The sequence below is a fragment of the Desulfovibrio sp. ZJ746 genome (assembly GCF_011039155.1).
Classification (GTDB): Bacteria; Desulfobacterota; Desulfovibrionia; order Desulfovibrionales; family Desulfovibrionaceae; genus Desulfovibrio.
In genome coordinates, this window is record NZ_JAAKEK010000001.1 from 446,517 (window position 1) to 471,708 (window position 25,192).

The window sequence follows — 25,192 nt, forward strand, 5'->3', positions numbered from 1 at the left end:
CGCCGCCTACGAAAGCCCGAGCAGCCTGGGCAGGAAGGTGGAAAGGCCCGGAAAGAGCACGATGACGATGAGCGCCAAAAGCGCCGCGCCAATGAGTGGCAGCGCCGCCTTGCTGATCTGCTCCATGGTCAGGCCGCTGATATTGGCGCCCACATAGAGGTTGACGGCCACCGGCGGCGTGACCTGCCCGACGGCGAGGTTGACGGTCATCATGATGCCGAACCAGATGGGGTCCCAGCCGAAATGGGCCATGATGGGCAGCATGAAGGGCAAGAAGACATAATAGATCGAAATGGCGTCCAGCAGCATGCCCGCGAGCAGCAGGATGATGTTGATCATCAAGAGCACGACCCACGGGTCGCTGGAGACGGAAAGCAGCAGCGCCGACCCGCGCTCCACAAGCCCTACCGTGGACGCCACCCACGAATAGAGCCCCGCGCACGTCACCACGATCATCACCACCGCCGTGGCCTGCATGCTGGCGGAAAAGATCTCGAACAGTATCTTCACGCTGTTGATGGTGCGGTAGATGAAGATACCTACGAAGAGCCCCCAGAAGACCGCCACAGCCGCGGCCTCGGTGGGCGTGAAGATGCCGCCGTAGATGCCGCCGAGGATGACCGCCGGGGTGAGCACCCCCCAGAAGGCCTCCCGAAAGGCCTTGCCCACCGGCTTGGTGCCGCGCTTGCCGCGATAGCCCTTCCTGCGGGAGATGAGGTACACCGCGCCCATGATGCACAGGGCCACGATGAGGCCGGGCACGAAACCGGCGGCAAAGAGCGCGGGAACGGACACGTTGGCGATGCCGCCGTAGACGATGAAGGCGATGCTCGGCGGGATGACGATGGCGAGGCCCGAGGTCACGGAGACCGTGGCGGCCGCGAAGTCGCGGTCATAGCCCACGCGCGTCATGCCGGGGATGAGGATGAGCCCGAGCGCAGCCACGGTGGCCGGCCCCGAGCCGCTCACCGCGCCCCAGAAGGTGGCGACGGCAACTGTGGCGATGGCGAGGCCGCCCGTCATGGTGCCCATGAGCGATTCCATGAGGGTCACGATGCGCGAGGCGATGCCCGCGCGCTCCATGATATAGCCCGCAAGGATGAAGAAGGGGATGGCGAGCAGCGGAAACTTGGCGATACCCGCGAAAAAGTTGTAGGAAAGCATGTTCAGGCCCATGTCCCACTTCCAGACGACCATCAGCGCCGCAACGCCCAGGGAGAGCGCGATGGGAACGCGCAGGATGAGCGGCACGAGGAAGAGCGTCAAAAGCCAGAAGGCGGGGTCCTGAAAAAGCGTACTTTCCATGGCAGGTTCGGGGGCGCGCCGCGGCCAAGGCCGTAACGCGGGCGCGGGGTTTCGGCCGCGCCGTCGCTAAAAGTTGCCCGTGCGCAGGTCAAGCCAGGAGCGCTGGCACATGCGCACGATGATCAGCAGCGAAAACAGCGGCGTCGCAATGGTATACCACCACACGGGCACGCCGAGGGACTCGGAAATGGAGTCGAGCTCGTATTCATCGAGGACTTCAAGCGTGCCCGTCCAGCAGAGCGCGCCGAAAAAGAGCACGCAAAGGGCGCAGCCGAGCCAGTAGCACGCCTTGCGGGCCGGCTTAGGCAGCGCCTCGTACACGATGTTCATGCCGAGGTGCGTGCCCTGGCGGAAGGCGCGCGCCGTGCCGAGCAAGACCACCCAGACAAAGAAGTTCACCGTCAGTTCCTCGCTCCAGGCAAAGGAAAACGAGGTGCAGTAGCGCACGATGACATTGATGAAGGCCACCGTGGCCATAACGGCGAGCAGGATGGAGCCGAGCACTTCCTCGAAATGCTCGTTCAGGTAGTGGAGCGGGTGGCGCATGGCCTACCTCCCGGCAGTCCCGGATGTCTGCGTGGGCGCTTGCGGGGAGCCGATGTCCTCATCGTTGATGACGACAAAAAAGATGGCCGAGCCGAGAATGATGAGCGCAAAAAGAAGCAGCATCTTGGGAATGGGGCGCATGGTTCGTTCCTCCCTCGCGGCCCCGCGGCCGCCCCGGCTGATGCGCGGGGGGCCGCAGGGCGCAAACGTCGCGCCGTGCTACTTGACGGCGGCCATGTCGCTTTCGGCCGCCTTCACGAGGTCGGGCCCGATCTTGGCCGTCCAGTCGTCACGCACCTTCTGCGTGGCCTTGTGGAAGGCCTGGATCTGCTCGGGCGTGAGGCGGGTGACGGTCATGCCGTTTTCCTTCATGGTGGCGTAGGGGTCCGCCGCTTCGGGCAGTTCGCCGATGCTCTTCAGGTAGGCGGCGGAAGCGCCGTCATCCATGCCGAGGCGCGAAAGCGCCTTGCCGTACTTTTCCGCTTCGGCCGCGCATTCCACGAGCAGCTTCTGGTCCTCGGGGCTGAAGCTCTTCCACACCTGCGGGTTCACGCCCATGAGCAGGGGGTCGATCATGTAGTGCCAGTCGCTGTGGTGCTTGTGGAAATCCCAGATCTTGAGCGGGATGTTGATGCCGTTGGTCGGGTTTTCCTGGCCGTCCACCACGCCCTGCTGGAAGCCCGTGGTGGCCTCGCTCCAGTTCATGTTCACCGGGTTGGCGCCCAGCTCGCGGAAGGTCTCGATGAAGATGGGGCTGCCCACCACGCGGATCTTGAGGCCCTTCATGTCCTCGGGCGAGGCGATGGGCCCCTTGCTGGTGGTGAGCTCGCGGAAGCCGTTCTCGGCCCAGCCGATGATCTTGACGCCCTTGTCCTCGATGGCGTCCACCATCATCTTGCCGGACTTGCCGGCCTCAATGGCGTCCATGGCCTTGTAGCGGTCGGGCTGGGCGGCGATGAAGAAGGGCAGCGCGGGGAGGTTGAGTTCCTTGATCTGCGGCGACCAGTTGATGGTCGAGGCCAGCGCGAAGTCAATGGCGCCGTTGCGCAGCATGAGGAATTCCGAGGTCTGCTTGCCGGAGAGCAGCTGGCTCGAGGGATAGACCTTGATATTGATGCGCCCGTCGGAGCGCTTGCGTACGAGGTCCGCGAAATAGGTGGCCGTCTTGCCCCAGCCGGAGGTGGCGCCGGGCACCACGCTCAGCTTGTATTCGCCCTTGTACGGTTCCGCCTTGGCGGCCGTGAACGGCGCCGCCACAAGGCAGGCGCAGGCCGCCAGGGCGAGAAAGAGTTTTCCGCGTTTCATAAGACCTCCTCGGGTGTTTGCGCCCGTGCCATTTTTCGCACGCGGCCCGGGCAAGTGCCCTACAGGGCGGGCAGAAGAAGCAACAGGAGCGGCAGCACGGCCACCAGCCCCAGTGTGCTGAAGATCCAGCAGGCATTGGCAAGGTCGACATCAAGGTGGAAGAGGGTCGGCGGCACCAGTGCGGTCATGGCCACGGGCATGGCAGAGAGGATGGCCACCACCCTGAGCGGCAGGCCGCCCTCCATATTGCCGAAGCCGAGCGCCGCCGCCAGGCTGATGATGACCACCGGCACCGCCACGAACTTGATGGCGCAGACGGCAAGGCTCGGCGCAAGATAGCACGAGAGCCGCGAAAGGCGCAGGCTCAGGCCGATGGCGAAGAGAAAGAGCGTGGTCGCCAAGATCATGGCGCCCGAGGCGAGCGGCCCGCAAAAGTCCGGCCGGGGCGCGCCCGCGAGGTTGAGCAAAAAGCCCGTGCCGAGCGCGCAGACGATGACACAGAGGATGGGGTCGAGCCTGAAGGCGCGGAAGGAGAGCTTCGTTTGCGTATTTTCCGGGCTGTACCAGCGCGCGATGGGGAAGGAAACGCTGAAATAGTAGAGCTCTTCGCAGAGGCGGTAGAGCGCCACGAGGGCGATGGAATTTTCCCCCAGGAAAAGCAGGCTCGTGAGCCCGCCCACGGCGCCGATATTGGTGAAGGTGCCGCAGCAGTAGAGGCTGCCCGTCTGGGGGCGGTCGAGATGGAGTTTTTTCGCGGCCACAAGGGCGATGGCGCCGCCGAGCACCCAGGCGGCGAGCCCCAGGACGGGCAGGGCGATGAGCCGCGGGTCGGGCTTCGGGAGGCCCCAGAGCGAGAGCATGGCCGAGAGTGGGATGAGCACGAAGACCGCCAGCACCTGCATCTTCTTGCGGGCCTCCTCCATGCGGGCGGCGCTCCAGGGCAGCTTCCCGGCCTCCACTGCATGGCGCGAGGCATAGCCCGCGGCCAGGCTGGCGAAGATGATGCCGAGAGTGAGGAGGAGCCGTTCCATATTTCTCCCCGGTGGCGGCCGGCGGGCCGGCGCCCCTGCGGGCACCGAAAAGGCGCGCCCGTGGGCGCTTGCGATGCGGAAAGGGAACACATAGCCCCGGGCGCCGCTTTTGTCAAAAAAACCACATGCGTTGCAGAGGCATTTTCGGCCTTTCGGCTTGCAGGAGTTTGGGACAGCCTGAAGGGCACGGACAACGCCGCCTTCCGTTTGCAATCAGTTGTCCTTCGCGCCCTCGTGCAAGGTGGAGGAGATTTTTTCCAAAAGGCGGATGACAGTTTCCACCTCTTCAGGTGTCATGTCCCGGCAGGCGCGGGCCACGGTTTTGCGGATGGCGCCGTCCAGCAGCGGCCGAAGATCTTCGGCCTTTTGCGTCAGGAACACGCCCTTGGTGCAGCCGTTGAGGGGCGCGCGGCGCACGAGCCCCCGCTTTTCGAGATAGTCGAGCGAGCGGCTGATGGCGGCGCCGTCCTTGCCGGTTTCACGCGCGAGGCCGTTCTGGCTTATGCCCGGCTTGCGGCTCACGGCCTGGAGCACGGAAAATTGCGGATGCGTGAGGGAAAGCCCGGCCGCGCGCAATTCCGCGTGCAGGGTCTCGGTGAGCGCGGCAAAGGCCCGGTGCAGGTGATAGCCCAGGGCGTTTTTTTCGTCATCGGCCTCGCTCATTGACACGCCTCCTGAAGCATTGATATATCAATAGTCACGTTCCGTCGAGCGGCAAAAGCACGGAACGGGAGGGAAGCATGAAGATCATCGCCCTGGAAGAGCATATCGTTTCCCAGCCAATTTCAAAAGCCACCGCCAAGGCCGTGGCGGACGCCTATCCCTACGCCGAGACTTTCCTGCACCCGGCGGCCGCTGACATGCCGGATGTGGCGCAGCTTTTCAGCCTCGGCGAGCAGCGCGTCGCCATCCTGGACAAGGCCGGCATCGACATGGAGGTGGTTTCCTACACCAATGCCTCGCAATGGCTCACCGGGGCGGAGGCCGCCACGCTGACGAAGCAGCCAACGACGACATGGCCGCGGCCATCAAGCCATGGCCCACGCGCTTCCGCGCCTTTGCGACCCTCCCCTGGGCAAGCCCGCAGGAGGCTGTGGCGGAGCTGAAACGCTGTGTTTCCGAGCTCGGTTTCGTGGGTGCGCTCATTTCCGGGCGCCCGGGCACTGGCCCGGTCTTTCTGGACGACCCGCGCTTCGAGCCCGTGTGGCAGGCCTTCTGCGAGCTCGATGTGCCGCTCTACGTCCATCCCAGCTTCACCTGCAAGGAAGTGTGCCCCGCCTATTACAGCGGCCTCGGCGAGCAGGTGGACACCATCGTCAGCGCCTATGGCTGGGGCTGGCATGTGGAGGCGGGCGTGCAGATGCTGCGCATGATCCTGCGCGGCGTGTTCGAGCGCTTCCCGGGGCTCAAGATCATCTCGGGCCATTGGGGCGAAGTGCTGCCCTATTACCTCACCCGGCTCGACCAGATGCTCTCCCCGGCGGTGACGGGCCTCCCGCAGACCATCTCGGAGTACTACAAGGATCATGTCTCGATAACGCCCAGCGGCGTCTGGGACTATGACTGCCTTGAATATTGCCTGAAAAAGGTGGGCATCGGCCACTTGCTCTATTCCACGGATTTTCCCTACATGCCGGAGAAGGGCGCCAGCGCCTTCCTTGAGGACGCGCCCCTGACGGAGGAGGAAAAGATCCAGTTCGGGAGCGCCAATGCGGAGAAACTGCTGCATATCAGCTGAAGTGGGAAAGCTGCGCCGCGGCCAGTGGCATGGCGTAACGAAGGAGTGACCGTATGGACTTTGAAGAACTCCTGGCCCGGCGCCGATCCACGCGCAAGTATCAGGACCGGCCGCTTACGCCCCGCCAGATAGGGAGCGTCATCGCCTCGGCCAGCCGCGCGCCCGTGGGCAGCAATCTGTACAAGGATGTGCACATCACGGTGGTGCGGGACCAAAAGCTGCTGCACCGGCTGTGCGAGGCCGCGTGGAAGCGCTTTTCCACGAAGGAAAAGGTGAAGGAGATAGCCGGCGACACGGCGGACGGGGAAAACCTGCTCAAGCCCAACCTGTTTTATGGCGCGCCGGCGGTCTTCTTTGTGTCCCACCGGCGGCAGGACGTGCAGCCCGGCATCGAATGGGCCAATGTGACCACAATCACCTGCATGATGCACCTTGAGGCCGTAAATCTCGGCCTCGGCAGCGTCTTCATGTGGGGCGCGCTCGAATCCATGCGCCTCTTCCCCGAGCTCGACCACACCCGGGAGCTGGAGCTGCCCGAGGGCTTCGTGCCGCTCATCGCCCTGGCGGTGGGCTATCCGTGCGAGGCGCCCGGGCCGGCCAAAAAACAGCATGTGATTGCGGTCAATTATATTCCCCTGAGGCGGGATGACGACAAGTGGAGCTGCGGGGCGGGGATTTTTGCGGGCGCGCTGCCCCCGGGGGCTGCCTGTAGCTCCGGGGCCTCCACTTTCTGAAGTTTGTGGGAGCACACCATGGCAGTCCTGAAAAGCCGCGGCATGAAGATCTTGAAGATAGTTCATCTTCTCGGCGTCGCCTGCTGGCTCGGCGGCGCGGTCTCCATGATCATGCTCAACTTCTCCAGCGGGCAGGCCGCCCGCGAGGGCATGCTCTACGGCATCAATTTTTCGAGCCATGTTGTTGACATGTGGGTGGTCATCACCCTTGGCCTCGGCACCTGCGTGCTCACGGGCCTCCTCTACGGCCTGCTGACACCGTGGGGCTTCTTCCGCCAGCGCTGGGTCGCGGTGAAATGGCTCGTCACCGGCCTGTGCTTCGTGAGCGGCTGGCTCTTCCTCGGCCGCTGGGAGGGCGCCCTGTTCGCCATGAGTGAGGCGGCCGGCAACGCGGCCCTCCAGGAGGCGGCCTACCGGCAGGTCCGCGCGCTCCACCTCGCAGGCTCGCTTGTGCAGGCGGCCCTGCTCATCTTCCTTGTGGCCATCTCGGTCATTCGGCCCTGGAAGCGGCGCTGACGGCTCCGGGGCCGCGCTCTTTCTTCTCTCCTCCTGTTTTTTCTGCACCGTCCCCGAAAAGGGGGTCATTTTTCTGGTCATGCGCCCTCTTTTGCGATAGGTGGAAAGGAAAGGGGCACGACAAGCCCGCACCGTTTTTGTTTCCCACCATATCGAGCCGCAAGGAGGGCCCATGAATTCACGCAAGTACATCTTGGCCTTGGATCAGGGTACAAGCAGCTCCCGCGCCTTGGTTTTCGACAAGGGGGGCAATATCTGCGCCACGGCGCAGCGGGAATTTCCGCAGATCTTCCCGCGCTCGGGCTGGGTGGAGCATGACCCGCACCAGATATGGGCCTCGCAGGCCTCGGTGGTGGCCGAGGCCATCTCGACCATCGGCATCAACGGCCACGACATCGCGGGCATCGGCATCACCAACCAGCGCGAGACGACCATCGTCTGGGACAAGGAGACCGAGGAGCCGGTCTACAACGCCATCGTCTGGCAGGACCGCCGCACCGCCGACTATTGCGACCACTTGCGCGAAGAGGGCAAGGTGGACTTTATCCGCGACAAGACCGGCCTCATCCTCGACGCCTACTTCAGCGCCACCAAGGTCAAGTGGATTCTCGACAACGTGCCCGGCGCCCGTCGCCGCGCCGAGGAGGGCAAGCTGCTCTTCGGCACCGTGGATTCCTGGCTCGTGTGGCGGCTCACCCGCGGCGAAGTGCATGTGACCGACGTGAGCAACGCCTCGCGTACCATGCTCTACAACATCCACACGCTGGACTGGGACCAGGAGCTGCTCGACCTCTTCGACATTCCGCGCTCCATGATGCCGGATGTGCGCTCGAGCAGCGAGGTCTACGGCCACACCACCACCACGCTCTTCGCGCACAAGCTGCCCATCTCGGGCATGGCGGGCGACCAGCAGGCCGCGCTCTTCGGGCAGATGTGCATCGAGCCCGGCTCGGTGAAAAACACCTACGGCACGGGCTGCTTTTTGCTCATGAACAGCGGCGACAAGCCCATCCGCTCCGAAAACGACCTGCTCACCACCATCGCCTGGAAGATCGGCGACAAGGTCACCTACGCCCTTGAAGGCTCCATCTTCGTGGGCGGCTCGGTGGTGCAGTGGCTGCGCGACGGCCTCAAGTGCATCCGCAGTTCCGAGGAGGTGGAGGAACTGGCGGCCTCGGTGCCGGATACGGACGGCGTGTATTTCGTGCCGGCGCTCACCGGCCTCGGCGCCCCCTGGTGGGACCAGTACGCGCGCGGCTCCATCTCGGGCATCACCCGCGGCACCACCACGGCGCACATCGCCCGCGCGGCGCTGGAGGGCATCGCCTTCCAGACCTATGACATCGTGCGCGCCATGGAGCGCGATTCGGGCCTTCCCCTCGCCAACCTCAAGGTGGACGGTGGCGCCTCGCGCAACAACCTGCTCATGCAGTTCCAGAGCGACATCCTCGCCTGCGAGGTACTGCGTCCGCGCATCACCGAGACCACGGCGCTCGGCGCCGCCTACCTGGCCGGCCTCGCCGTGGGCTTCTGGGAGAGCATCGGCGAGATCCAGTCGCAGTGGCAGGTGGAGCGCGCCTTCTCGCCCTTTGGCGACACGGCCCGCGTGGCCAAGCAGATCGAGGGCTGGCACAAGGCCGTGGAAGCGGTCATCTGCCAGTATCCCAAGTAGACGGCCGACCGCTTTGTTGCAACGCACACCGGCGCTGGGCGGCCGCCCCGTTGAGCCGCCCCGCCGGGAAGACACCAGGCACATATCCGACGCGAAAACAAGGAGCGCGCTATGGAAACCAGCCTGTTCGTGAAATGCATTTTCGAGCTTCTCGGCACCTTCGTCATGATCCTCTTGGGCTGCGGAGTGGTGGCCTGCTGTAATCTCCAGGGCTCCAAGGGCCAGGGGGGCGGCTGGGTGGTCATCACCCTCGCGTGGGGCCTCGCGGTCATGTGCGGCGTGCTCATCGCCGGGCCCTATTCCGGGGCGCACCTCAACCCGGCGGTCAGCATCGGCCTTGCCGCGGCCGGCAAGTTCCCGTGGGGCTTTGTCATCCCCTTCATCATCGCCCAGATGCTCGGGGCCTTCCTCGGGGCCGTGGCCGTCTATGTGTTCTACAAGGACCACTTTGACGCCACCGAGGACAAGCCCACCAAGCTCGCCGTCTTCTCCACCATCCCGGCGATACGCAATTACCGGCGCAACCTCGTCTGCGAGGTGCTCGGCACCTTCGTGCTCGTGCTCGTCATCCTCTACATGAGCGAGACCGGCAACACCGCCGAGGTCGGCCTCGGCAGCATCGGGGCCATCCCCGTGGCGCTGCTCGTGGTGGTCATCGGCATGTCGCTCGGCGGCACCACGGGCTATGCCATCAATCCCGCGCGCGACATGGGCCCGCGCCTCGCGCATGCGGCCCTGCCCATCAAGGACAAGGGCAGCAATGACTGGGAATACAGCTGGATCCCCATCCTCGGCCCCATTCTCGGCGCCGTGACCGCGGCCATCGTCTTTGCCGTGGTGAAAAGCATGATGTAAGGCCGCCCTCGGGCCAAAACGAAAAGGCTGTCCACTCCCGGAAGGGAGTGGACAGCCTTTTCGTTTTAACGCATGCCCCTGCCGTCAGGGCAGGGAACGGCTAACGCCTAAATCCCCTGGGCGATCATGGCGTCGGCCACCTTGCGGAAGCCGGCGATGTTGGCGCCCATGACGAGGTTTCCGGGCTCGCCGAATTCCTTGGCGGTGTCGGCGGCGTTCTTGTAGATATTGTCCATGATGCGGTGCAGCTTTTCGTCCACGGTGGCGAAATCCCAGCTCTGCATGCTGGCGTTCTGCGCCATCTCGAGCTGGCTCGTGGCCACGCCGCCCGCATTGGCGGCCTTGGCGGGCCCGTAGGCGATGCCGGCCTTCACGAAGGCATGGACGGCGTCCAGCGTGGAAGGCATGTTGGCGCCTTCGGCCACGCACTTGCAGCCGTTCTTAAGCAGGGTCTCGGCGTCCGCGAGGTTGAGCTCGTTCTGCGTGGCGCAGGGGAAGGCGGCGAAGCAGGGCACGCTCCACACGGCGTTGCGCCCCTTGGGATAGTCGGCGACGGCCGTGTACTTGGCCGAGGGCACGAGCTCCGCATAGCGCGTGAGCGAGGCGCGCTCCACTTCCTTGACCTGCTGGAGCACATCCACGCGGATGCCGGACGGGTCATGGATCATGCCGCGCGAATCGGACACGGTGACGGGCTTGGCGCCGATCTGCTGGAGCTTCTGGCAGCAGTAGATGGCCACGTTGCCCGCGCCGGAGACCGCGCATTCCTTGCCTTCCAGCGTTTCGTTGCGCGCCTTGAGCATGGCCTGCGCGAAGTAGACCACGCCGTAGCCAGTGGCCTCGGTGCGCGCGAGCGAGCCGCCGAAGAGCAGGTTCTTGCCGGTGAGCACGCCCTCATAGCTCTTGGTGAGGCGCTTGAACTGCCCGAAGAGGAAACCGATCTCGCGGCCGCCCACGCCGATGTCGCCCGCGGGCACGTCGATGGTGGCGCCGATGTGGCGGAAAAGCTCGGTCATGAAGGCCTGGCAGAAGCGCATGACCTCCATCTCGGACTTGCCCTTGGGGTCGAAGTCGGAACCGCCCTTGCCGCCGCCGATGGCAAGGCCGGTGAGCGAGTTCTTGAAGATCTGCTCGAAACCGAGGAACTTGAGGATACCGAGATTGACGCTCGGGTGCAGCCTGAGGCCGCCCTTGTAGGGGCCGATGGCCGAATTGTACTGCACGCGGTAGCTGCGGTTCACCTGGATCTGGCCCTTGTCGTCCACCCAGTCCACTCGGAAGGCGATGATGCGCTCGGGCTCGGTGATGCGCTCAAGGATGCGGTATTTCTCGTATTTGTCATTCCTTTCCAGAATGGGCGTCAGGCTCTGCAAAACTTCCTGCACAGCCTGGAGGAAGACCGGCTCGCAGCTGTAGCGTTCCTTCAGGTTGTCCATCACGCGCTGCACGTATGTCATTCTCTGCTCCTTTGCTCGGGCGCCTCTGCGCCTGGGTTCACATATCCGGGAAATTTCTTAGCCGTATTCCGCGCCGCTGGCAAGCGCGCGAGCGCCGCCCGGCGCGGCAAAATGGGGTCGTCTAGAGGGCCGGTTCCCAACGGGGGCCCCCGGGCAAGGCGCCGTCCCCTTCGCCACCCTTGGGCAACTCGGGGGTATCGCCCACGCCCGGCGCCTCGGTGGAGAGCAGGTGCGCCGGCACCTCGCCGGGGCCCGGGATGACAAGGGTCTCGGGATTGAGGCTGTACCACGCGAACCACATGGAATAGACCCCGAAAAACTCCTTCATGGAGGCGCCGCGCATATTGCCGGCCGTGGCCTTGCCCGTGGCCGTATCCCAGGTGCTTTTGGTATTGATGTCCATGAGGTTGCCGTCCTGCATGACGAACAGGAAGGGCTCGGCCCAGACCTGGCGGCTGTAGATGCGCACCACGTCGAGCCTTTTGTCATGCACGGCCAAAAGCGGCGCCGGCCCGAGAAAAAAATTCACCGCGCCCTTTTTTTTCACATAGGCGATGTCCACGGCGAGGAGGAAATGGTCATACTCCAGGCAGAGCATGGGCGTCTTGCGGTGAAAGCGCCTGTCGAGCCAGCGGGGCTGGTAGGCGAGGGTGTCGTTGTCATAATAGGTGTCTTTTTTCAGGTAGCTGCCGTAGGGGTCGCGCCCGTACGGGCGCCTGCCGCGCGGCTTGGCGAGCACGGGCGCGTCGGGATAGACGTGGCTCGCCGCGCCCCATGTCGTCCAGAACACGGGCAGCGTGGGCATGCCGCGCCCGAGCAGCGGGCCCTCGAAGGCCATGCCCATCTCCTGCAGCCACAGGCTGCCGGAATTGCGGTCGGTGAGGATGCTGTTGCCGTCATAGAGAAAGCCGGCCGTGCCGCCGGTGCCGCTGTGGCTCTCCACGTCGAAGATCAGGTTCAGGCCCTGCATGGAGGCGTCATATGCCATGAAGGTGCCCGTGATGGGGCAGTAGGTGACGGCATAGGCGTGGTCGTTGATGAGCTCGTTGACCACCTGGTGCCAGACGAGATAGCGTTGCGGATAGATGCGCGGCCCGTCCGGGAAGATGACCACGAAGGCCGGCTCGTTGTGCGTCATCTTGAGGTCGGCCTCGGCGACGGTGTCATAGCGCGGCCGGTAGAGCGAGGTGATGGTCCCGGGCATGGGCACGTCGACGAGATAGCGCGTGATGTCGGCGAGCTGCTGGAGGTCCTGCGGGCGCGCCTCGGCCGGGGCGGCGCCAAAAAGGAGGAGCAGGAGCGCGGCAAGCCCGGCGAAGAGGCCGGCCGGAAGCATGGTCGGCCGCCGCATCAGCGGGCGCTCCCCCCCTCGGCGCCCGCGTATTCGCTGAAGAGGTATTCCCGAAGCGCCCGGGGCCACGGCCGGGGCTTTTCGCCCAAGAATTCCGCGAGTTTGCTGTTGTCGAGCGCGGAATTGGCGGGCCGTTCCGCGGCCTGCGGCCATTCGCTCCCCGGGATGGGCTCCACCCGGCAGGGGCCGGAGGTGAGGGCGATGGCTTCGCTCGCGAGCTCGCACCAGCTCGCCACACCGCTGTTGACCGCGTGCCAGATGCCGGTGGCGCGGGCCCGGGCCAGCTTCTCGGTCCAGCGGGCGAGGTCGAGGGTATAGGTGGGCGAGCCGATCTGGTCATGCACCACGCTCACGGCGTCGCGTTTGCGGCAGGCATTGAGGATGACATCCACGAAATTGGAGCGCCCGGGCCCGAAGAGCCACGCCGTGCGCAGCACGCAGCTCCGCTCCGGGAGCGCGCTCAACACGGCCTCCTCGCCGGCGAGCTTGGTGCGCCCGTAGACGCTCTTGGGGTGCGGAGTGTCGGTTTCGCGCCAAGGGCCGTCATGGGGCCCGGAAAAGACAAAATCCGTGCTGAAATGGACGAGGTGCCCGTACCCGAGAGCGGCCAGCGTGCGCGCCAGCGCGTCCGGCAGGGTGCGGTTGGCGATGAGCGCTTCTTCGGGATGCTCTTCCGCAGCGTCCACGCGCGTCCAGCCGAGGGCGTTGAACACCACGTCCGCGCCGGCCTCTTCCAGCAGGCCGCGCAGAAACTCAAGGTCGAGCAGGTTGCCGTCCGTGCGGCTGAAGACGCGCGTTTCCCAGCCCGCGTCCGTGAGCGCCCGCGTCAATGCCTGCCCCACAAGGCCGGTGGCCCCGCCGAGAACCAATGCTTTCGCCATGCCCGGCCTCCTGCCGTTCCATGCGGCGTTCTCACGCCTTTGTTCCGTATGGCGCGACTCTAGCCCCAAGCCACAGCACGGTCAACATGGCTTGGCTGCCCCCCGGCTGCTTGCGGGCGGGGGGCAAGTGACGTACAAAGAATGCGCATGAGAAGGGCGATTCTTCTGGCGGCGTTCGGCGCGGCCACTCCGCAAGGGCGCCAGGCCCTGCACGCCTTTGACGCCATGGTGCGCGAGAGGTTCGCCGGCTGGTCCGTGCGCTGGGCCTTCACCTCGCCGCTGTTGCGCGAGCGCCTTGCCCGGGCGCGCCAGAAAAGCGACTCCGTGCGCAAGGCTCTTATGCGGCTCAGCTTTGAGCGCTATGAGCGCGTGGCCGTGCAGCCCTTGCAGGCCATCGCCGGCGCGGAGCATGAAGAAGTCTGCGCCGCCTGCGCCGAGGCCGTGCGGAAGCTCGGCCTCTGCTGCCGCGTGGGCGCGCCGCTTCTGGCGGAGACCGCCGATGTGGAGGCCGCTGCCCGGGCTTTGGCCGCGCATCTCCCCGAAGGGCGCCTCCCGCATGAGGACGTGGTGCTCATGGGGCACGGCGCCCGGCATGCCGGGGGCGCGCGTTATGGGGACCTCGCGGCGGCCATGCGGCAGCTGGACGCCCGTGTCCATGTGGGCACCATGGGCGACGCCATGGCGCTCACGTCCATCCTGCCGAGGCTCACGTCGGGCCGGGTGTGGCTCATGCCCCTGCTCTCGGTGGTGGGGCAGCACGCCCTGCGCGACATGGCGGGCGACGGCGCCGGCTCGTGGCGCTCGCGCATCGAGGGCGAACAGCGCGAGTGCGTGCCCGTGCTCAGGGGACTGGTGGAATATCCGGGCGTGGCCGGGATCTGGCTGCGCCATCTGGAAACCGCCGCGGCTGAAGCCTGCGGTGAAACTTTGGGGTAATTCAGCAACGAGGTGGAAGATGCGCGGGAAACTTGTGCCCACACTGGTGATGACGCTCATGCTTCTTGGCTGCGCCGCGGGCGGCAGCGGCGGCGGAAGTGAGGACGTACCGGCCGCGCCCGATCAGGCGGCGCTTTCCGGGGGCGCGCCCGGCGGCGGGGCCAATGCCTTCAACCCCTACATGCAGGCGAAACTCCCCAATACGCGCGAGTTCACCAGCGAAGGGCAGCAGATGCTCGGCGCCATGGGCGGCGGCCAGCCCACCATCGAGGGCGAAGCGGCGCACCGCAAAAACTGGCGCGAAGAGATCTATCCCGTGGTCTTCGGCGAGCGCACGGCGCCGCACGAGATTTTGGTGCTTCTCAATTTCGCCAATCCCAAAAGCGCCGAGGTGTGGAAGGCCGTGACCACGGCGAGCCGCTCCCTCTCGCCGAAGGAGTGCAAGATCGCCGTTTTCGCCAACAGCACGGAACAGTACGGCACAGACCTTATGGGCCTCGCCATCTGGATCGCCCATTCGAGGCCGGGGCAGGCCATGCCCTATCTCACCTACGCGCTCGACCGCTGGAACGAGGTCAAGGCGGCGCAACGCCGCGCGGGCTCCGTGAAGACCTTTAAAAATGAATATGACGCCACCGCGCAGCCCACGGACTATCCCATCCACTACGCCTATCTTTCGCGCGTGAAGCCGCCGGTGCCCGCGCAGGAGGAGCTCAAGGTGGCCAAATACTGCTACGATGCCGGCAATGTGAACATGTACCAGACCACGCAGCTCTGCCAGTATTACGGCGTGCGCGAGCTGCCGGCCGTCATCGTGGACGGCAGGGTGCTCGCCAAGGTGTCGGCCGACGCCATCCTCAAGGCCCTGAAATAAGCTCTTGCGGACAATTCCGCCAAAAAAACGGGCGCTCCGGGAGTTTCGGGGGGCCCGTTTTTGCATGCAGGCTGCGGCCGCCTAGAGCGAGAAAAAGCGTAGCGGCGGCACGGCGGCGATGATGCCGGCAGCCGCGAGTTTTTCATAAAACAGGTTGAGGCCGCGCAACTCTTCCGCCCCCAGGCTGTAAACGAGGCCTTCGCGGTAGTAGAAGGCGAGGTCTTCCCGGCTCAGCGGGCAGCCGTGGCCCGTGAGGTCGAGGATGACATCCATGTGTGCGAGGCCCCAGTCGCGCCCGCGGCGCAAAAGCTCGCCCGGGTCGTCGTGGAAGAGGCCGCGCTCGGCGGCGTCCCGGCTCACCACCCAGACGCCGAAAATGAAGGGCAGGCCCGTCCAGTCGCGCCAGGCCTCGGCGAGGTCCACCCGGTTGGGATAGTCGGGGTGCTGCCGGAGGCGCAGGGCCTCGTCGCCAATGGCGAGAAAGGCCGTGGGCGGCGTGGCCGAGCGCAGGGCCGGCGAGACCTGGCCCGTCCTGTAGGTGACGGCCTGCCGGTAGCGGTCGCGCATGAGCAGGCGCAGGAGGGCCACGGAAGTGTGGCTCTCGCCGCTGATGAGGATCTCATGTCCGCCAAGCTCCTCCACGGGCACGCGCGAGAGCAAAAGCACGCTCATCACCGGCCCGCGCGAGCCGATGGAAAGGTCATCCACAAGGTAATACCGCTCCGGGCGGCGCGCGTACTCGAAGCAGGAGCAGGAGGAGACATGCAGCTCGCCGCGGCCCATCATGTCGTTGAGCAGCGCGGGCGGGCCGGCCACCAGTTCATAGTCGTGCGGCAGGATGCCGGCCTCAAGCGGATGGTAGATGGGCAGCACGTTGAGATAACTGATGCGCCCCATGCGCAACACGGTCTCAGGCATGGACGCCCGCCTCGCCCACGGGGCGGTAATCCATGGTGCGCTGCACCGGCGTGAAACCGGCGGCGCGGATGACGGCCTCGATCTCCTTGCGGGTCATGCGGTAGGAAACGCCGGCCGCGGCGACCACGTTCTCCTCGATCATCAGGGAGCCGAAATCGTTGGCTCCGTAGAAAAGCGCCAGCTGCGCTATCTGCGGCCCCATGGTCACCCAGGAGGCCTGGATATTGGGGATGTTGTCGAGCACGAGGCGCGAGACCGCGAGCAGGCGCAGATATGCCGGCGCGGGCAGGCTCTGGCAGCGGATGCGCGTGTTCGCCGGCTGGAAGGTCCAGGGGATGAAGGCGGTGAAGCCGTGGGTTCTGTCCTGCACGGCGCGCAGGGCGAAGAGGTGGTCGAGCCGGTGGCCCGGCTCTTCCTCATGGCCGAACATCATGGTGGCCGTGGTCTTCATGCCGAGGCCGTGCGCGGCCTCCATGACCGCAAGCCAGGCGTCCGCCGAGCACTTGTTGGGCGAGACCTGCCGGCGCACGTCATTCTGGAGCACCTCGGCGCCGCCCCCGGGCACGGAATCGAGCCCCGCTTCCCTGAGCCTGCGCAGAACCTCCACGACGGGCAGGCCGAATTTTTCGGCCCAGAACCAGATCTCGGGCGGCGAAAAGGCGTGGATATGCAGCGTGGGCCAGGTGGCGCGCATCCAGCGCAAAAGATCCTCGTACCACTCCAGCGGAAGGTCGGGATGATGCCCGCCCTGCAGCAGGATCTGGGTGCCGCCGAGGCGCAGGGTCTCCTCGATTTTCTGGGCCAGCTCCTCGCGGGTGATGACATAGCCCTCGGGGCTTTCCGGCGGCCGGAAAAAGGCGCAGAAGCGGCAGCCGCACACGCAAATGTTGGAATAATTGATATTCCTGTCGCCCACATAGGTGACGACGGGCTCGGGATGCAGCCGAAGGCGCATGGCGTTGGCGAGGCGCGCCAGGGTGAGCAGGCTCGCGCGGTAATAGAGGGCTTCGGCGTCCGCGCGCTCGAGGCGTTCGCCGGCGGCGGCTTTTCGGGCGGCGCGGGTCACGTCCGCATATGCGGGCGTGTCGTCGTCAAAGGGGCTGTGCGCGGGGGCGAAGTCCATCAGCATGTCTCCTTGCGGGGGCGCGCCGCAATGGCGGCCTCCCCGCCATTCCCGGGCATGGCCTCAAAAACGGCGTTGCGGCGCACCGGCCTGAAGCCGGAAGCGCGGATCATGGCTTCGAGCTCGTCGATGGTCAGGCCCTGGGCCGAGGCCGCGCCCGCCATGTGGCCGATGCGCTCCTCCACGATGGTGCCATCGAGGTCGTCCGCGCCGTACCAGAGGGCGGTCTGCGCGAGCTTGGGCCCGAGCATGATCCAGTAGGCCTTGATATGCGGGATATTGTCGAGCAAAAGCCGCGAAACGGCCACCGTGCGCAACTGGTCGAGCCCGCGTACCGGCCCGGAACGCTCCCCGGGGAGCTCGAGGCGGCTGTTTTCCGTGAGGAAGGGCAGGGGGATGAAGCAGGTGAAGCCGCCGCTCTCGTCTTGCTGAGCGCGCAGCCTGAGCAGGTGCTCCACGCGCATGGCGGGGCTCTCGAGGTGGCCGAAGAGCATGGTGCAATTGGTGACGATGCCGAGGCTGTGCGCCTCGCCCGAGATGCGCAGCCAGGCCTCGGCGTCGGCCTTGTGCGGGCAGATCTGCGCGCGCAGCTTTGCATCGAATATCTCCGCGCCGCCGCCGGGCATCATCCGAAGGCCACAGGCCTTGAGGCGCTGAAGCACCTCAAGGGTGCTTATGCCTTCGAGCGCCGCGAAATGCGCGATCTCCACCGGGGTAAAGGCCTTGAGCGGCAGGTCCGGCCAGCGGTCGGCCACGGTGCGCAGCACGTCCTCGAACCAGGCGAGCCCGAGCTTGGGGTGGCAGCCGCCCACCATGTGCATCTCGTCAAGGCGCAGTGTGCCGCCCTGGGCGGCCTCGAGCCGGGCGAGGATATCCTCCTTGCTGAGCTGGAAGGCCCCGTCCTCGTCCGCATGGTCACGCCTGAAGGCGCAGAAGAGGCAGCCGTTGACGCAGACATTGGTATAATTGACCTGCCGGTTCACCACATAGTAGGCCGCGTCGCCGTGCAGGCGAAAGCGCACCTCGGCCGCCAGCGCGCCCACGGCCGTGAGGTCGGGGCAGGCGAACAGGGCCAGGCCGTCCTCATAGGAGAGGCGTTCGCCGGAAAGCACCTTGTCAAGGATGGACGAAAGGCCGAGGGCCGCATAATATGCTTTGTCTGGCATGGATGTCCTTGTGGCCGCGCGCCCGCAAGCCCCGCCGGCGGATTCCGGCGGCGCGGATGCCGGTGGCCCGGCAGGCGGGAGCATCCGCCAGCATATCGCCGCGCAAGCGGCATTGTCAACGTGAGGTGGAAATGTCCGCTCAGGAGCTCGTGCTTTCCCTGGGGCTCTCGCCCTGCCCCAACGATACCTTCATCTTCCACGCCCTGCTCGAGGGCCTCGTGCAGGTGCCCGCGCCGGCCCCGTGGAGCGGCCCCATCCGCTTTGTGCCGCACTTCGCCGACGTGGAGGAGCTGAACAGCATGGCCGTGGCCGCGCGCCTCGACGTGACCAAGCTCTCGCTGGGCGCCGTGGCGCGCATCATGGAAGAGTATGCGCTCTTTTCCTCCGGGGCGGCGCTCGGCTGGGGCTGCGGCCCGCTGGTGGTGGCGGGAAAGCCCCTCACGCCGGAGCAACTGGCAGGAGCCAGCGTGGCCGTGCCCGGCTTCATGACCACGGCCAACCTTTTGCTCGACCTGCACGGAGGTTTCAGGGGTCCGCGCCGCGAACTCCTCTTCAGCGACATCATGGACGCGGTGGCGCGCGGCGAGGACGAGGCCGGGGTCATCATCCACGAGGGCCGCTTCACCTATGCGGCCCACGGCCTCACCAAGATCCTCGACCTCGGCGAGTGGTGGGAGGGCGCCTTCCATTTGCCGCTGCCGCTCGGTGCCATCGCCGGCAAGCGCGGGCTGCCGCTCTCCGTGGCCCTCGCCGTTGAGGCGGGCATCGCCGAAAGCCTGCGCCACGCCTGGGCGCATCCCGAAGCCTCGCGCGACTTCATCCGCGCGCACGCGCAGGAACTGGACGACGCGGTGACGAGCGCTCATATCAAGACTTTCGTCACGGCCTACAGCGAAGACCTGGGGCCGGCCGGCCGCGAGGCCATCACCACGCTGGTGCGGCGCTCGGCCACGCTGCTCGGCGCGCCCATGCCGGCCGCCGGGCTCTTCTGGCCGGGGGCGGCGTGAAGGGAGCGGGCTGCTGCGTCCCGTATTGAGGTGCGGCGCGTGAAGAATATCTTTTCCTGGGCCGAGGCCCGGCGCTACTTCGTCATCGGGCTGCCCATCTTCATCGCCCAGCTCTCGCAGACGGGCATGAACTTCGCCGATACCGCCATGACCGGGCAGTACAATGCCGAGGACATGGCGGCTGTTGCCGTGGCGGGCTCCATCTGGGGGCCGGCGGCGGTGTTCGGCATCGGCTGCCTTTTGGCGCTGCCGCCGCTCAGCGCGCAGTTCGTAGGCGGTGGCAAGCGGCGCAGCGCCGCGCACCTGCTGCGCCAGGGCATCTGGCTCACCGTGGGCCTCTCCCTCGTGCTCATGGCCTTTTTCTACGTCATTTCCTGGCATCTCGAGGCCTTCGGGCTCGCCCCGCAGATGGCCGACCTCGCCGGCGGCTATCTGCGCGCCCTCTTGTGGGGCCTGCCCGGCTTCATGTTCTTCGTGAACCAGCGCAGCTTTCTGGAGGGCTTCTCGCGCACGCGGCCGGCCATGATCATCGGGCTCCTGGGGCTCGCGCTCAACGTGCCCTGCAACTACATGCTCATTTACGGGAAGTGCGGCTTCCCGGCCATGGGCGCCGTGGGCTGCGGCGTGGCCTCGGCCGTCTGTTACTGGTTCATGGGTCTCGCCATGATGTGCTTCTTGCGGCGCGACCCGCAGTACCGCGACCTGCGGCCGCTCTTCGCGCCGTGGCTCCCAAGGCGCAAAAAAAGGGGTGAAGACGCGGCTGCGGGGCAGGGCGCCGGGGTCCGCGAGGCGACCGGCCCGGTCTTTGACTTCCCGCTCATGTTCCGCGCCTTGCGCATCGGCTTCCCGAGCGCGCTGGCGCTGTTTTTCGAGGTCTCGCTCTTCGCCCTGAGCGCCATTTTGCTGGCGCCGCTCGGCACGGTGATGGTGGCCGGAAACCAGATCGCCATGAACTTCAGCGCGCTCATCTTCATGGTGCCGCTCGCCATCGGCATGACGGCCACCATCCGCGTGGGCTACTGCCTCGGCGCGCGCAAGGTGGCGCAGGCGAAACTTTCCGCGCTCACGGCCATGACGCTCAGCGTGGTCTTCGCCCTCCTCATCTGCGCGGGCACAGTGCTCTTCCGCGCCAATATCGTCCATATATACAACGACGACCCCGCGGTGACGAAGCTCGCCATGCACCTTCTGCTCTTCGCGGCGGCCTACCAGATCGTTGACGGGCTCCAGATGGCCGGCATCGGCGTTTTGCGCGGCTACAACGACACGCGCATCATCTCGGTCATCTGCTTCGCGGCCTACTGGATCATCGGCCTGCCGCTCGGCTATGTGCTCGCCCGCACCGACTGGCTCGTGCCGGCCATGGGCGCAGAAGGCTTCTGGATTTGCTACCTGGCGGCGCTCGGCTTCAGCGCCGTGGCGTACTGGCTCAGGGTGCGCTATCTGCACTCCCTGCCGCCGGAAAAAGTGCTGGCGCGGGTGCGGAGGTAGGTGGCACTTCCGCAGAGGACGCTGGAGCTTGGAAAAGAGCTTTCCTATGTCTTTGGGTTGGTGGTGCACCTGTGCTGCATGGGTAATGCCGAAATTATCCGTCAAAAACAGCCTTGCTCCAGCCGTTGCGACGAAGGAAGCTACGGATGGAGACAGCAGTTAGTTACCGCGCTGGTCAGCCAACGATGCCACTGTCGCTATCCGTAAGCCCGGCAAGCCGGGCAACGGCTAGCGCTTTACTGCTGGCTTCGTCAGAGAAAAATTTCCTCGGCCGAGTACTTAAGTACACGCCCTTCGGAAATTTTTATCTTCCTTGCTCCAGCCGTTGCGACGAAGGAAGCTACGGATGGAGACAGCAATTAGTTACCGCATCAGCTAGTCAACGCAACCGCTGTCGCTATCCGTAAGCCCGGCAAGCCGGGCAACGGCTAGCGCGCCAGCAGCAAAAAATCTTATTTTTTAGGATTCTTCCGGCACAAGCACCCGTCTTCCGCTTCGCTCCAGACGGATTTAAGGAATGCCCATCAACAACCCAAGGTAATATAACTTGAATAATGGTGAATATCATATTTAGGGCGAAATATTTAACAGTATGAACCCTCTTTACACGCTCTTGAACCGATTGAGCACCATGGTGAGGAATGCCTGGGCCGCCGGGGAAAAGAGATTCTGCTTTCTCCAGGCAAAGTAGAGGGCCACAGGCAGGGCGGGCTTGCAGGGGCGAAAGCAGATTTCGGGGTCATTGCTCACATTGATGAGCCTGTCGAGGCCCAAGGCGATGCCGAGGCCCTTGCGCACCAGTATTGAGGCATTGTAGAGCAGGTTATAGGTGGCCGCGATGTTCAGCTCGGAAAATTCCCTCCGCATCCATTTGGAGATGTGCCATTCCATGTAGGACTGCTTGGAGATGATGATCGGCTCGTGCCACAGGTCTTCGGGGGCGATGGCTTCTCTCGAGGCAAGGGGGCTTTCCTTGAGCATCAGCGCGCCCCACATGTCGACTTCGGGCAGGCGGATGGATTCATAGGCCGACACGCGCGCGGGCTCGATGAAGAGCCCGAAATCGAGCAGCCCGTTGTTCAGGCGTTCCGAGACCTCATCGCCGTCGCCGCTGAACACATGGAAGCGCACGCGCGGCGAAAGCGCGCGCAGTTCTTTCATGATTTCCGCGACCCTGCCCAGGACCCAGCTTTCCCCGCTGCCGAGATAGATATCCCCGGAAAGCTCGTTTTCGGGCTGCCGAAATTCGCACTGCGTCCTGTTCACCAGCTCCAAAATCTCTTCCGCGCGTTTTTTGAGGCGCACGCCGGCGGCGGTCAAGGTGAGCCGCCTGCCGCCGCGCTCGAAGAGCAGAGCCCCGAGCTCTTCCTCAAGGGCCGCCAGCTGCCGCGAGAGGGTGGGCTGCGTCAGGTTCAGGAACTCCGCCGCCGCTGTCATGTTCGCCATGCGCGCGAGCACGAGGAAGTTCTGCAAAATCTTTATTTCCACACCTGTTATCCATGTATTTTTTGTATATATTAGTATAAAAAATAAGTATTGTACATAGCTCGCGGGACTGACTATTTCAATTCCAATCTCGCCCGAAGCACTGGGCGCGGCTCGCGCGGCCCACCACCCTGGAAATCCAACCAAGGGGCAAGCTCATGAATTTTTGCAGCAAAAATCTTCCTCTCGTCCTTGCGGTGTTCCTGTTTCTGTCGGTTCCCTCTTTTGCGGCAGATGGCGCAGAGAATGTGCCGGCGGCGCGGCATGGGGTGAGGATCCTCTTCGAGGGCGGCGAAGCCGTGGCGGTGCTGTACGATACTCCTCCCGCCGAAGCATTTTTGCGGCTGCTGCCCCTGGAGGTGGAATTCAGCGACTTTGCCGGAGCGGAAAAGATCTTTTACCTCGCGGAAAAACTGCCCGTCCGCGGCACGCCCAATGCCGACGAGCAAAAGGGCGACTTCTGCTATTATGCGCCGTGGGGAAATATTGCGGTATTTTACAAGGGCTACGGGCACGGGAAGAACCTCTATGTCCTGGGGAGCCTCGCCTCGGGGAAAGAAAAGCTCGCTGCAATGAAGCAGGATTTCAAGGCCCGTATCGAAGTTCTGGAGGAAGGGAAGAGCAATAATTAAGGCCCGCATGCAGGGGGAATTTTAACTTTTTCGCCTTAAAATTAAAGAGAACTGAATATTTTTTCATGCGTGATAACTGTGGTAACACTGTTTTGCAGGAAGATACAAGGCTACTGGACAGAGTGCATTCAAAAAGGAGGAGGAGGATATGAAGAAATGGTGGCATCTTGTGCTTTGCCTTGCGGCTCTGTCCATGCCGCTGGCCGCTTCACAGGCTCAGGGAGGAGAAACCGCCATGGAAAAAATCAATATCGGGAAAAAACTGGCCCTCTACCCCAGCGTCGTCACCGTGGTGGGCGCCGAAGTCAAGGGCAAGGTCAACTGGCTCACGGTGGCCCACACCGGCACCATAGGGCACAACATGATCCTGGTCAGCATGAGCCAGTCCCACTATACGAACCAGGGCATCATCGAGAGCGGCAAGCTGTCGCTCAACCTTGTGGAAAGGCACATGCTGCCCCAGGTCGACTATGTGGGCACGGTGAGCGGGGCCAACGCCGACAAGTCGGGGGTGTTCGCCTGGCACAGGGGCGAAAACGGCTCGCCCCTCATTGCCGCCTCCCCCGTGTCCATTGAGCTCAATGTGGTCGACAACTACAAGGCCGGCGGTTTTGACAATTTCATCTGCACCATCGCCAATACGTACGCGCGCAAGGATGTTTTGGATGCAACGGGCAAGCTGGACTACCATGTGCTGAAGCCCGTGCTGTTTGAATTCCCCACCTATTCCTATCTCGCCACGGGCGAAATGCTGGGGAAATGCCGCCAGTATGCGCAAAAGCCTTCCATGGGGGCCAAGCTGCCCATGACGGAGAGCGGCATCACGCGCCTTTCGCGTATCGAGGTCGATCCCCAATATCTGGAGGAATACAAGAAATTCGCCGCCGAGGTGGGGGAAACTTCCCTGCGCACCGAGCCCGGCGTGCTCACCATGTATGCCGTGGCCGACAAGAAAAACCCCTGCCGTATCACCATCCTCGAGACCTACGCGAGCAAGGAGGCCTATGAGAAGCACATCGCGTCGCCGCATTTCCAGAAATACAAGCAGGGCACGCAAAAAATGGTCAAGGAACTGGTGCTCGACGACCAGGTGCCGCTCAATGAAAACAACAGGCTGACGAACTACATGGTCATCCCCTACTGAGCAGAGAGAACTTCAGGAGAAGGAGGCGCGCGATGCCCGCGATCATCATGGAACTCGCCCCGCTGGAAAAAGAAAAGAGGGCCCGGCTTGTCCGCGAAGTCACAGAGAGCACTTCCCGGGCCACCGGGCTCCCGCCCGAGGCGATTTTTGTGTTCATCAAGGAGAACAGCCTGGAAAATATCGGCGTTGGGGGAACCTTGCTCGCCGACCGGCGCTGATCCCGGCTTGGGCGGGGAACCGCCAGCACAAGATGGAACGGGAGCGGAGCCCGGGCAGGGAACCCGATTCCCGGAGGCGACGGCGGCCCCTTGATGCGCAGGGGCCGCTGCCGGCTTAAAAATCGGGCCGCAGCCCGGCAAGCGTCAGTCCTTTTCCGTCTCCCGCTCTCCGTTCCCCTCCCCGCCGAGCGCCGCGGCGTCCAGCGCGCGCCACAGCTTGTCGATGCCCTGGCGGCGCGAAGCCGAGGTGATGATGGGCGCCACGCCGAGGATGTCCCGCCATTCACGGCGCCGGGCCTCGCGCTCGCGCTGGCTGCACTTGTCGGCCTTGGTCAGGATGGGCAGCACGGGCAGCCCCTTGGAGGAGGCGAAGGCCGCGAGGTCCATGTCCAGCTTTTGCGGGGGCAGGCGGCAGTCGAGTAAAAGCGCCAGCGCCCTGATGTGGCGGTCGGTGCCAAGATAGGCCTCCAGCGTTTTCGCCCACTGGCGGCGCTCCTCGTGGCTCGCGCGGGCATAGCCGTAGCCCGGCAGGTCAACGATATAGTAGTCCTGCGGGCGTACGCGGTAGAAATTGACCGAGCGCGTCTTGCCGGGCTGCGCGCTCACCTTGGCGAGCTTCTTGCGGCCGGCGAGGGCGTTGATGAGCGAAGACTTGCCCACGTTGGAGCGCCCGGCGAGCGCGATCTGCGGGCGGTCGAGGGTGGGGAGCTGGCCGGTCACATAGGCCGTGGTTTCCAGTTCAAGGGTGCTTTCCATACCTATTCTCCATTGATATGCGCCGGCCGCCTTCCGCGCGCCGCCGGGCGC

General features: G+C 64.7%; 27 protein-coding genes. 13 read left to right on the forward strand and 14 right to left on the reverse strand.

What is annotated here, in order from left to right; all coding sequences use genetic code 11:
• Positions 1-6: 6 nt before the first annotated feature.
• The 6 genes from G7Y54_RS02030 to G7Y54_RS02055 all read right to left on the reverse strand — a co-directional run bounded on the left by G7Y54_RS02030 (position 7) and on the right by G7Y54_RS02055 (position 4,850).
• Positions 7-1,305, reverse strand: a complete 1,299-nt coding sequence (locus tag G7Y54_RS02030; protein WP_165076584.1) for a TRAP transporter large permease — start codon at positions 1,303-1,305, stop codon at positions 7-9.
• A gap of 66 nt (positions 1,306-1,371) precedes the next feature.
• Positions 1,372-1,851, reverse strand: a complete 480-nt coding sequence (locus G7Y54_RS02035; protein ID WP_165076587.1) for a TRAP transporter small permease — start codon at positions 1,849-1,851, stop codon at positions 1,372-1,374.
• A gap of 3 nt (positions 1,852-1,854) precedes the next feature.
• Positions 1,855-1,992: a hypothetical protein gene (locus G7Y54_RS02040; protein ID WP_165076589.1), complete on the reverse strand. Its 138-nt coding sequence runs from the start codon at positions 1,990-1,992 to the stop codon at positions 1,855-1,857.
• A gap of 78 nt (positions 1,993-2,070) precedes the next feature.
• Positions 2,071-3,156, reverse strand: coding sequence for a DctP family TRAP transporter solute-binding subunit (locus G7Y54_RS02045; protein ID WP_165076593.1), 1,086 nt, complete (start codon positions 3,154-3,156; stop codon positions 2,071-2,073).
• A 59-nt stretch (positions 3,157-3,215) separates the two neighbouring features.
• Positions 3,216-4,187: a hypothetical protein gene (locus G7Y54_RS02050; RefSeq protein WP_165076597.1), complete on the reverse strand. Its 972-nt coding sequence runs from the start codon at positions 4,185-4,187 to the stop codon at positions 3,216-3,218.
• Between the two features lie 213 nt (positions 4,188-4,400).
• Entirely contained in the window at positions 4,401-4,850 is a 450-nt protein-coding gene (locus G7Y54_RS02055; protein ID WP_165076606.1) for a MarR family transcriptional regulator, read from the reverse strand.
• A 77-nt stretch (positions 4,851-4,927) separates the two neighbouring features.
• Here G7Y54_RS02055 and G7Y54_RS02060 point away from each other — a divergent pair, with 77 nt between their 5' ends.
• The 6 genes from G7Y54_RS02060 (at position 4,928) to G7Y54_RS02085 (ending at position 9,702) form a co-directional block, all read left to right on the forward strand.
• Positions 4,928-5,293 (forward strand): hypothetical protein, encoded by a 366-nt coding sequence (locus G7Y54_RS02060; RefSeq protein WP_165076608.1) that lies wholly within the window; start codon positions 4,928-4,930, stop codon positions 5,291-5,293.
• Positions 5,203-5,925, forward strand: a complete 723-nt coding sequence (locus tag G7Y54_RS02065; RefSeq protein WP_165076610.1) for an amidohydrolase family protein — start codon at positions 5,203-5,205, stop codon at positions 5,923-5,925. The genes G7Y54_RS02060 and G7Y54_RS02065 overlap by 91 nt, the downstream gene beginning before the upstream one ends.
• Positions 5,926-5,978: 53 nt before the next feature.
• Entirely contained in the window at positions 5,979-6,659 is a 681-nt protein-coding gene (locus tag G7Y54_RS02070; RefSeq protein ID WP_165076611.1) for a nitroreductase family protein, read from the forward strand.
• Between the two features lie 18 nt (positions 6,660-6,677).
• Positions 6,678-7,175 (forward strand): hypothetical protein, encoded by a 498-nt coding sequence (locus G7Y54_RS02075; protein WP_165076613.1) that lies wholly within the window; start codon positions 6,678-6,680, stop codon positions 7,173-7,175.
• 172 nt (positions 7,176-7,347) lie between these two features.
• The gene (gene glpK, locus G7Y54_RS02080; RefSeq protein ID WP_165076615.1) at positions 7,348-8,847 is read left to right on the forward strand and encodes a glycerol kinase GlpK; all 1,500 of its coding nucleotides are present in this window, start codon (positions 7,348-7,350) and stop codon (positions 8,845-8,847) included.
• Positions 8,848-8,958: 111 nt separating this feature from the next.
• Complete coding sequence (locus tag G7Y54_RS02085) at positions 8,959-9,702, forward strand: MIP/aquaporin family protein (RefSeq protein WP_165076617.1); 744 nt, start codon at positions 8,959-8,961, stop codon at positions 9,700-9,702.
• A gap of 107 nt (positions 9,703-9,809) precedes the next feature.
• Here the strand turns inward: G7Y54_RS02085 and gdhA are convergent, their stop codons facing one another.
• The 3 genes from gdhA to rfbD form a co-directional block, all read right to left on the reverse strand.
• Positions 9,810-11,159 (reverse strand): NADP-specific glutamate dehydrogenase, encoded by a 1,350-nt coding sequence (gene gdhA, locus G7Y54_RS02090; protein WP_165076619.1) that lies wholly within the window; start codon positions 11,157-11,159, stop codon positions 9,810-9,812.
• A gap of 121 nt (positions 11,160-11,280) precedes the next feature.
• Positions 11,281-12,495 (reverse strand): DUF3179 domain-containing protein, encoded by a 1,215-nt coding sequence (locus G7Y54_RS02095; RefSeq protein ID WP_165076621.1) that lies wholly within the window; start codon positions 12,493-12,495, stop codon positions 11,281-11,283.
• Between the two features lie 14 nt (positions 12,496-12,509).
• A complete protein-coding gene (gene rfbD / locus G7Y54_RS02100) occupies positions 12,510-13,391 on the reverse strand; it encodes a dTDP-4-dehydrorhamnose reductase (protein ID WP_165076623.1) in 882 nt (293 codons plus the stop codon).
• Positions 13,392-13,538: 147 nt separating this feature from the next.
• On the opposite strand from rfbD, the gene G7Y54_RS02105 reads away from it, so the two are divergent.
• Positions 13,539-14,327, forward strand: coding sequence for a sirohydrochlorin cobaltochelatase (locus G7Y54_RS02105; protein WP_165076625.1), 789 nt, complete (start codon positions 13,539-13,541; stop codon positions 14,325-14,327).
• Between the two features lie 19 nt (positions 14,328-14,346).
• Positions 14,347-15,201: a hypothetical protein gene (locus G7Y54_RS02110; RefSeq protein ID WP_165076627.1), complete on the forward strand. Its 855-nt coding sequence runs from the start codon at positions 14,347-14,349 to the stop codon at positions 15,199-15,201.
• Between the two features lie 81 nt (positions 15,202-15,282).
• On the opposite strand, the gene G7Y54_RS02115 is transcribed toward G7Y54_RS02110, so the two are convergent.
• Genes G7Y54_RS02115 through mqnE form a run of 3 tightly spaced genes read right to left on the reverse strand, consistent with a single transcriptional unit; the run spans position 15,283 to position 18,408 of the window.
• Positions 15,283-16,119: a menaquinone biosynthesis protein gene (locus G7Y54_RS02115; RefSeq protein ID WP_165076629.1), complete on the reverse strand. Its 837-nt coding sequence runs from the start codon at positions 16,117-16,119 to the stop codon at positions 15,283-15,285.
• Positions 16,112-17,242, reverse strand: a complete 1,131-nt coding sequence (mqnC, locus tag G7Y54_RS02120; protein ID WP_165076631.1) for a cyclic dehypoxanthinyl futalosine synthase — start codon at positions 17,240-17,242, stop codon at positions 16,112-16,114. Before mqnC ends, G7Y54_RS02115 begins: the two co-directional genes overlap by 8 nt.
• Entirely contained in the window at positions 17,242-18,408 is a 1,167-nt protein-coding gene (gene mqnE / locus G7Y54_RS02125) for an aminofutalosine synthase MqnE (protein ID WP_165076633.1), read from the reverse strand. The genes mqnC and mqnE overlap by 1 nt, the downstream gene beginning before the upstream one ends.
• A 131-nt stretch (positions 18,409-18,539) precedes the next feature.
• Between mqnE and G7Y54_RS02130 the strand changes: the two genes are divergently transcribed.
• Positions 18,540-19,415, forward strand: coding sequence for a 1,4-dihydroxy-6-naphthoate synthase (locus G7Y54_RS02130; protein WP_165076635.1), 876 nt, complete (start codon positions 18,540-18,542; stop codon positions 19,413-19,415).
• A 39-nt stretch (positions 19,416-19,454) separates the two neighbouring features.
• Positions 19,455-20,906, forward strand: coding sequence for an MATE family efflux transporter (locus G7Y54_RS02135; RefSeq protein WP_241159326.1), 1,452 nt, complete (start codon positions 19,455-19,457; stop codon positions 20,904-20,906).
• A 603-nt stretch (positions 20,907-21,509) separates the two neighbouring features.
• Here G7Y54_RS02135 and G7Y54_RS02140 read toward each other — a convergent pair.
• A complete protein-coding gene (locus G7Y54_RS02140; RefSeq protein WP_165076637.1) occupies positions 21,510-22,394 on the reverse strand; it encodes a LysR family transcriptional regulator in 885 nt (294 codons plus the stop codon).
• 155 nt (positions 22,395-22,549) lie between these two features.
• Between G7Y54_RS02140 and G7Y54_RS02145 the strand changes: the two genes are divergently transcribed.
• The 3 genes from G7Y54_RS02145 to dmpI all read left to right on the forward strand — a co-directional run bounded on the left by G7Y54_RS02145 (position 22,550) and on the right by dmpI (position 24,385).
• Positions 22,550-23,023: a cyclophilin-like fold protein gene (locus G7Y54_RS02145; protein ID WP_165076640.1), complete on the forward strand. Its 474-nt coding sequence runs from the start codon at positions 22,550-22,552 to the stop codon at positions 23,021-23,023.
• 148 nt (positions 23,024-23,171) lie between these two features.
• Entirely contained in the window at positions 23,172-24,167 is a 996-nt protein-coding gene (locus G7Y54_RS02150; protein WP_165076644.1) for a flavin reductase, read from the forward strand.
• A gap of 32 nt (positions 24,168-24,199) precedes the next feature.
• Positions 24,200-24,385: a 4-oxalocrotonate tautomerase DmpI gene (gene dmpI / locus G7Y54_RS02155; RefSeq protein ID WP_165076648.1), complete on the forward strand. Its 186-nt coding sequence runs from the start codon at positions 24,200-24,202 to the stop codon at positions 24,383-24,385.
• A 144-nt stretch (positions 24,386-24,529) separates the two neighbouring features.
• Here the strand turns inward: dmpI and yihA are convergent, their stop codons facing one another.
• Positions 24,530-25,141: a ribosome biogenesis GTP-binding protein YihA/YsxC gene (gene yihA / locus G7Y54_RS02160; RefSeq protein WP_165076651.1), complete on the reverse strand. Its 612-nt coding sequence runs from the start codon at positions 25,139-25,141 to the stop codon at positions 24,530-24,532.
• Positions 25,142-25,192 lie beyond the last annotated feature (51 nt).

Excerpts from the sequence above, each read along its gene's own strand:
- G7Y54_RS02030 (WP_165076584.1), bottom strand. The coding sequence starts at position 1,305 with ATGGAAAGTACGCTTTTTCAGGACCCCGCCTTCTGGCTTTTGACGCTC.
- G7Y54_RS02035 (WP_165076587.1), bottom strand. The coding sequence starts at position 1,851 with ATGCGCCACCCGCTCCACTACCTGAACGAGCATTTCGAGGAAGTGCTC.
- G7Y54_RS02040 (WP_165076589.1), bottom strand. The coding sequence starts at position 1,992 with ATGCGCCCCATTCCCAAGATGCTGCTTCTTTTTGCGCTCATCATTCTC.
- G7Y54_RS02045 (WP_165076593.1), bottom strand. The coding sequence starts at position 3,156 with ATGAAACGCGGAAAACTCTTTCTCGCCCTGGCGGCCTGCGCCTGCCTT.
- G7Y54_RS02050 (WP_165076597.1), bottom strand. The coding sequence starts at position 4,187 with ATGGAACGGCTCCTCCTCACTCTCGGCATCATCTTCGCCAGCCTGGCC.
- G7Y54_RS02055 (WP_165076606.1), bottom strand. The coding sequence starts at position 4,850 with ATGAGCGAGGCCGATGACGAAAAAAACGCCCTGGGCTATCACCTGCAC.
- G7Y54_RS02060 (WP_165076608.1), top strand. The coding sequence starts at position 4,928 with ATGAAGATCATCGCCCTGGAAGAGCATATCGTTTCCCAGCCAATTTCA.
- G7Y54_RS02065 (WP_165076610.1), top strand. The coding sequence starts at position 5,203 with ATGGCCGCGGCCATCAAGCCATGGCCCACGCGCTTCCGCGCCTTTGCG.
- G7Y54_RS02070 (WP_165076611.1), top strand. The coding sequence starts at position 5,979 with ATGGACTTTGAAGAACTCCTGGCCCGGCGCCGATCCACGCGCAAGTAT.
- G7Y54_RS02075 (WP_165076613.1), top strand. The coding sequence starts at position 6,678 with ATGGCAGTCCTGAAAAGCCGCGGCATGAAGATCTTGAAGATAGTTCAT.
- glpK (WP_165076615.1), top strand. The coding sequence starts at position 7,348 with ATGAATTCACGCAAGTACATCTTGGCCTTGGATCAGGGTACAAGCAGC.
- G7Y54_RS02085 (WP_165076617.1), top strand. The coding sequence starts at position 8,959 with ATGGAAACCAGCCTGTTCGTGAAATGCATTTTCGAGCTTCTCGGCACC.
- gdhA (WP_165076619.1), bottom strand. The coding sequence starts at position 11,159 with ATGACATACGTGCAGCGCGTGATGGACAACCTGAAGGAACGCTACAGC.
- G7Y54_RS02095 (WP_165076621.1), bottom strand. The coding sequence starts at position 12,495 with ATGCTTCCGGCCGGCCTCTTCGCCGGGCTTGCCGCGCTCCTGCTCCTC.
- rfbD (WP_165076623.1), bottom strand. The coding sequence starts at position 13,391 with ATGGCGAAAGCATTGGTTCTCGGCGGGGCCACCGGCCTTGTGGGGCAG.
- G7Y54_RS02105 (WP_165076625.1), top strand. The coding sequence starts at position 13,539 with ATGAGAAGGGCGATTCTTCTGGCGGCGTTCGGCGCGGCCACTCCGCAA.
- G7Y54_RS02110 (WP_165076627.1), top strand. The coding sequence starts at position 14,347 with ATGCGCGGGAAACTTGTGCCCACACTGGTGATGACGCTCATGCTTCTT.
- G7Y54_RS02115 (WP_165076629.1), bottom strand. The coding sequence starts at position 16,119 with ATGCCTGAGACCGTGTTGCGCATGGGGCGCATCAGTTATCTCAACGTG.
- mqnC (WP_165076631.1), bottom strand. The coding sequence starts at position 17,242 with ATGGACTTCGCCCCCGCGCACAGCCCCTTTGACGACGACACGCCCGCA.
- mqnE (WP_165076633.1), bottom strand. The coding sequence starts at position 18,408 with ATGCCAGACAAAGCATATTATGCGGCCCTCGGCCTTTCGTCCATCCTT.
- G7Y54_RS02130 (WP_165076635.1), top strand. The coding sequence starts at position 18,540 with ATGTCCGCTCAGGAGCTCGTGCTTTCCCTGGGGCTCTCGCCCTGCCCC.
- G7Y54_RS02145 (WP_165076640.1), top strand. The coding sequence starts at position 22,550 with ATGAATTTTTGCAGCAAAAATCTTCCTCTCGTCCTTGCGGTGTTCCTG.
- G7Y54_RS02150 (WP_165076644.1), top strand. The coding sequence starts at position 23,172 with ATGAAGAAATGGTGGCATCTTGTGCTTTGCCTTGCGGCTCTGTCCATG.
- dmpI (WP_165076648.1), top strand. The coding sequence starts at position 24,200 with ATGCCCGCGATCATCATGGAACTCGCCCCGCTGGAAAAAGAAAAGAGG.
- yihA (WP_165076651.1), bottom strand. The coding sequence starts at position 25,141 with ATGGAAAGCACCCTTGAACTGGAAACCACGGCCTATGTGACCGGCCAG.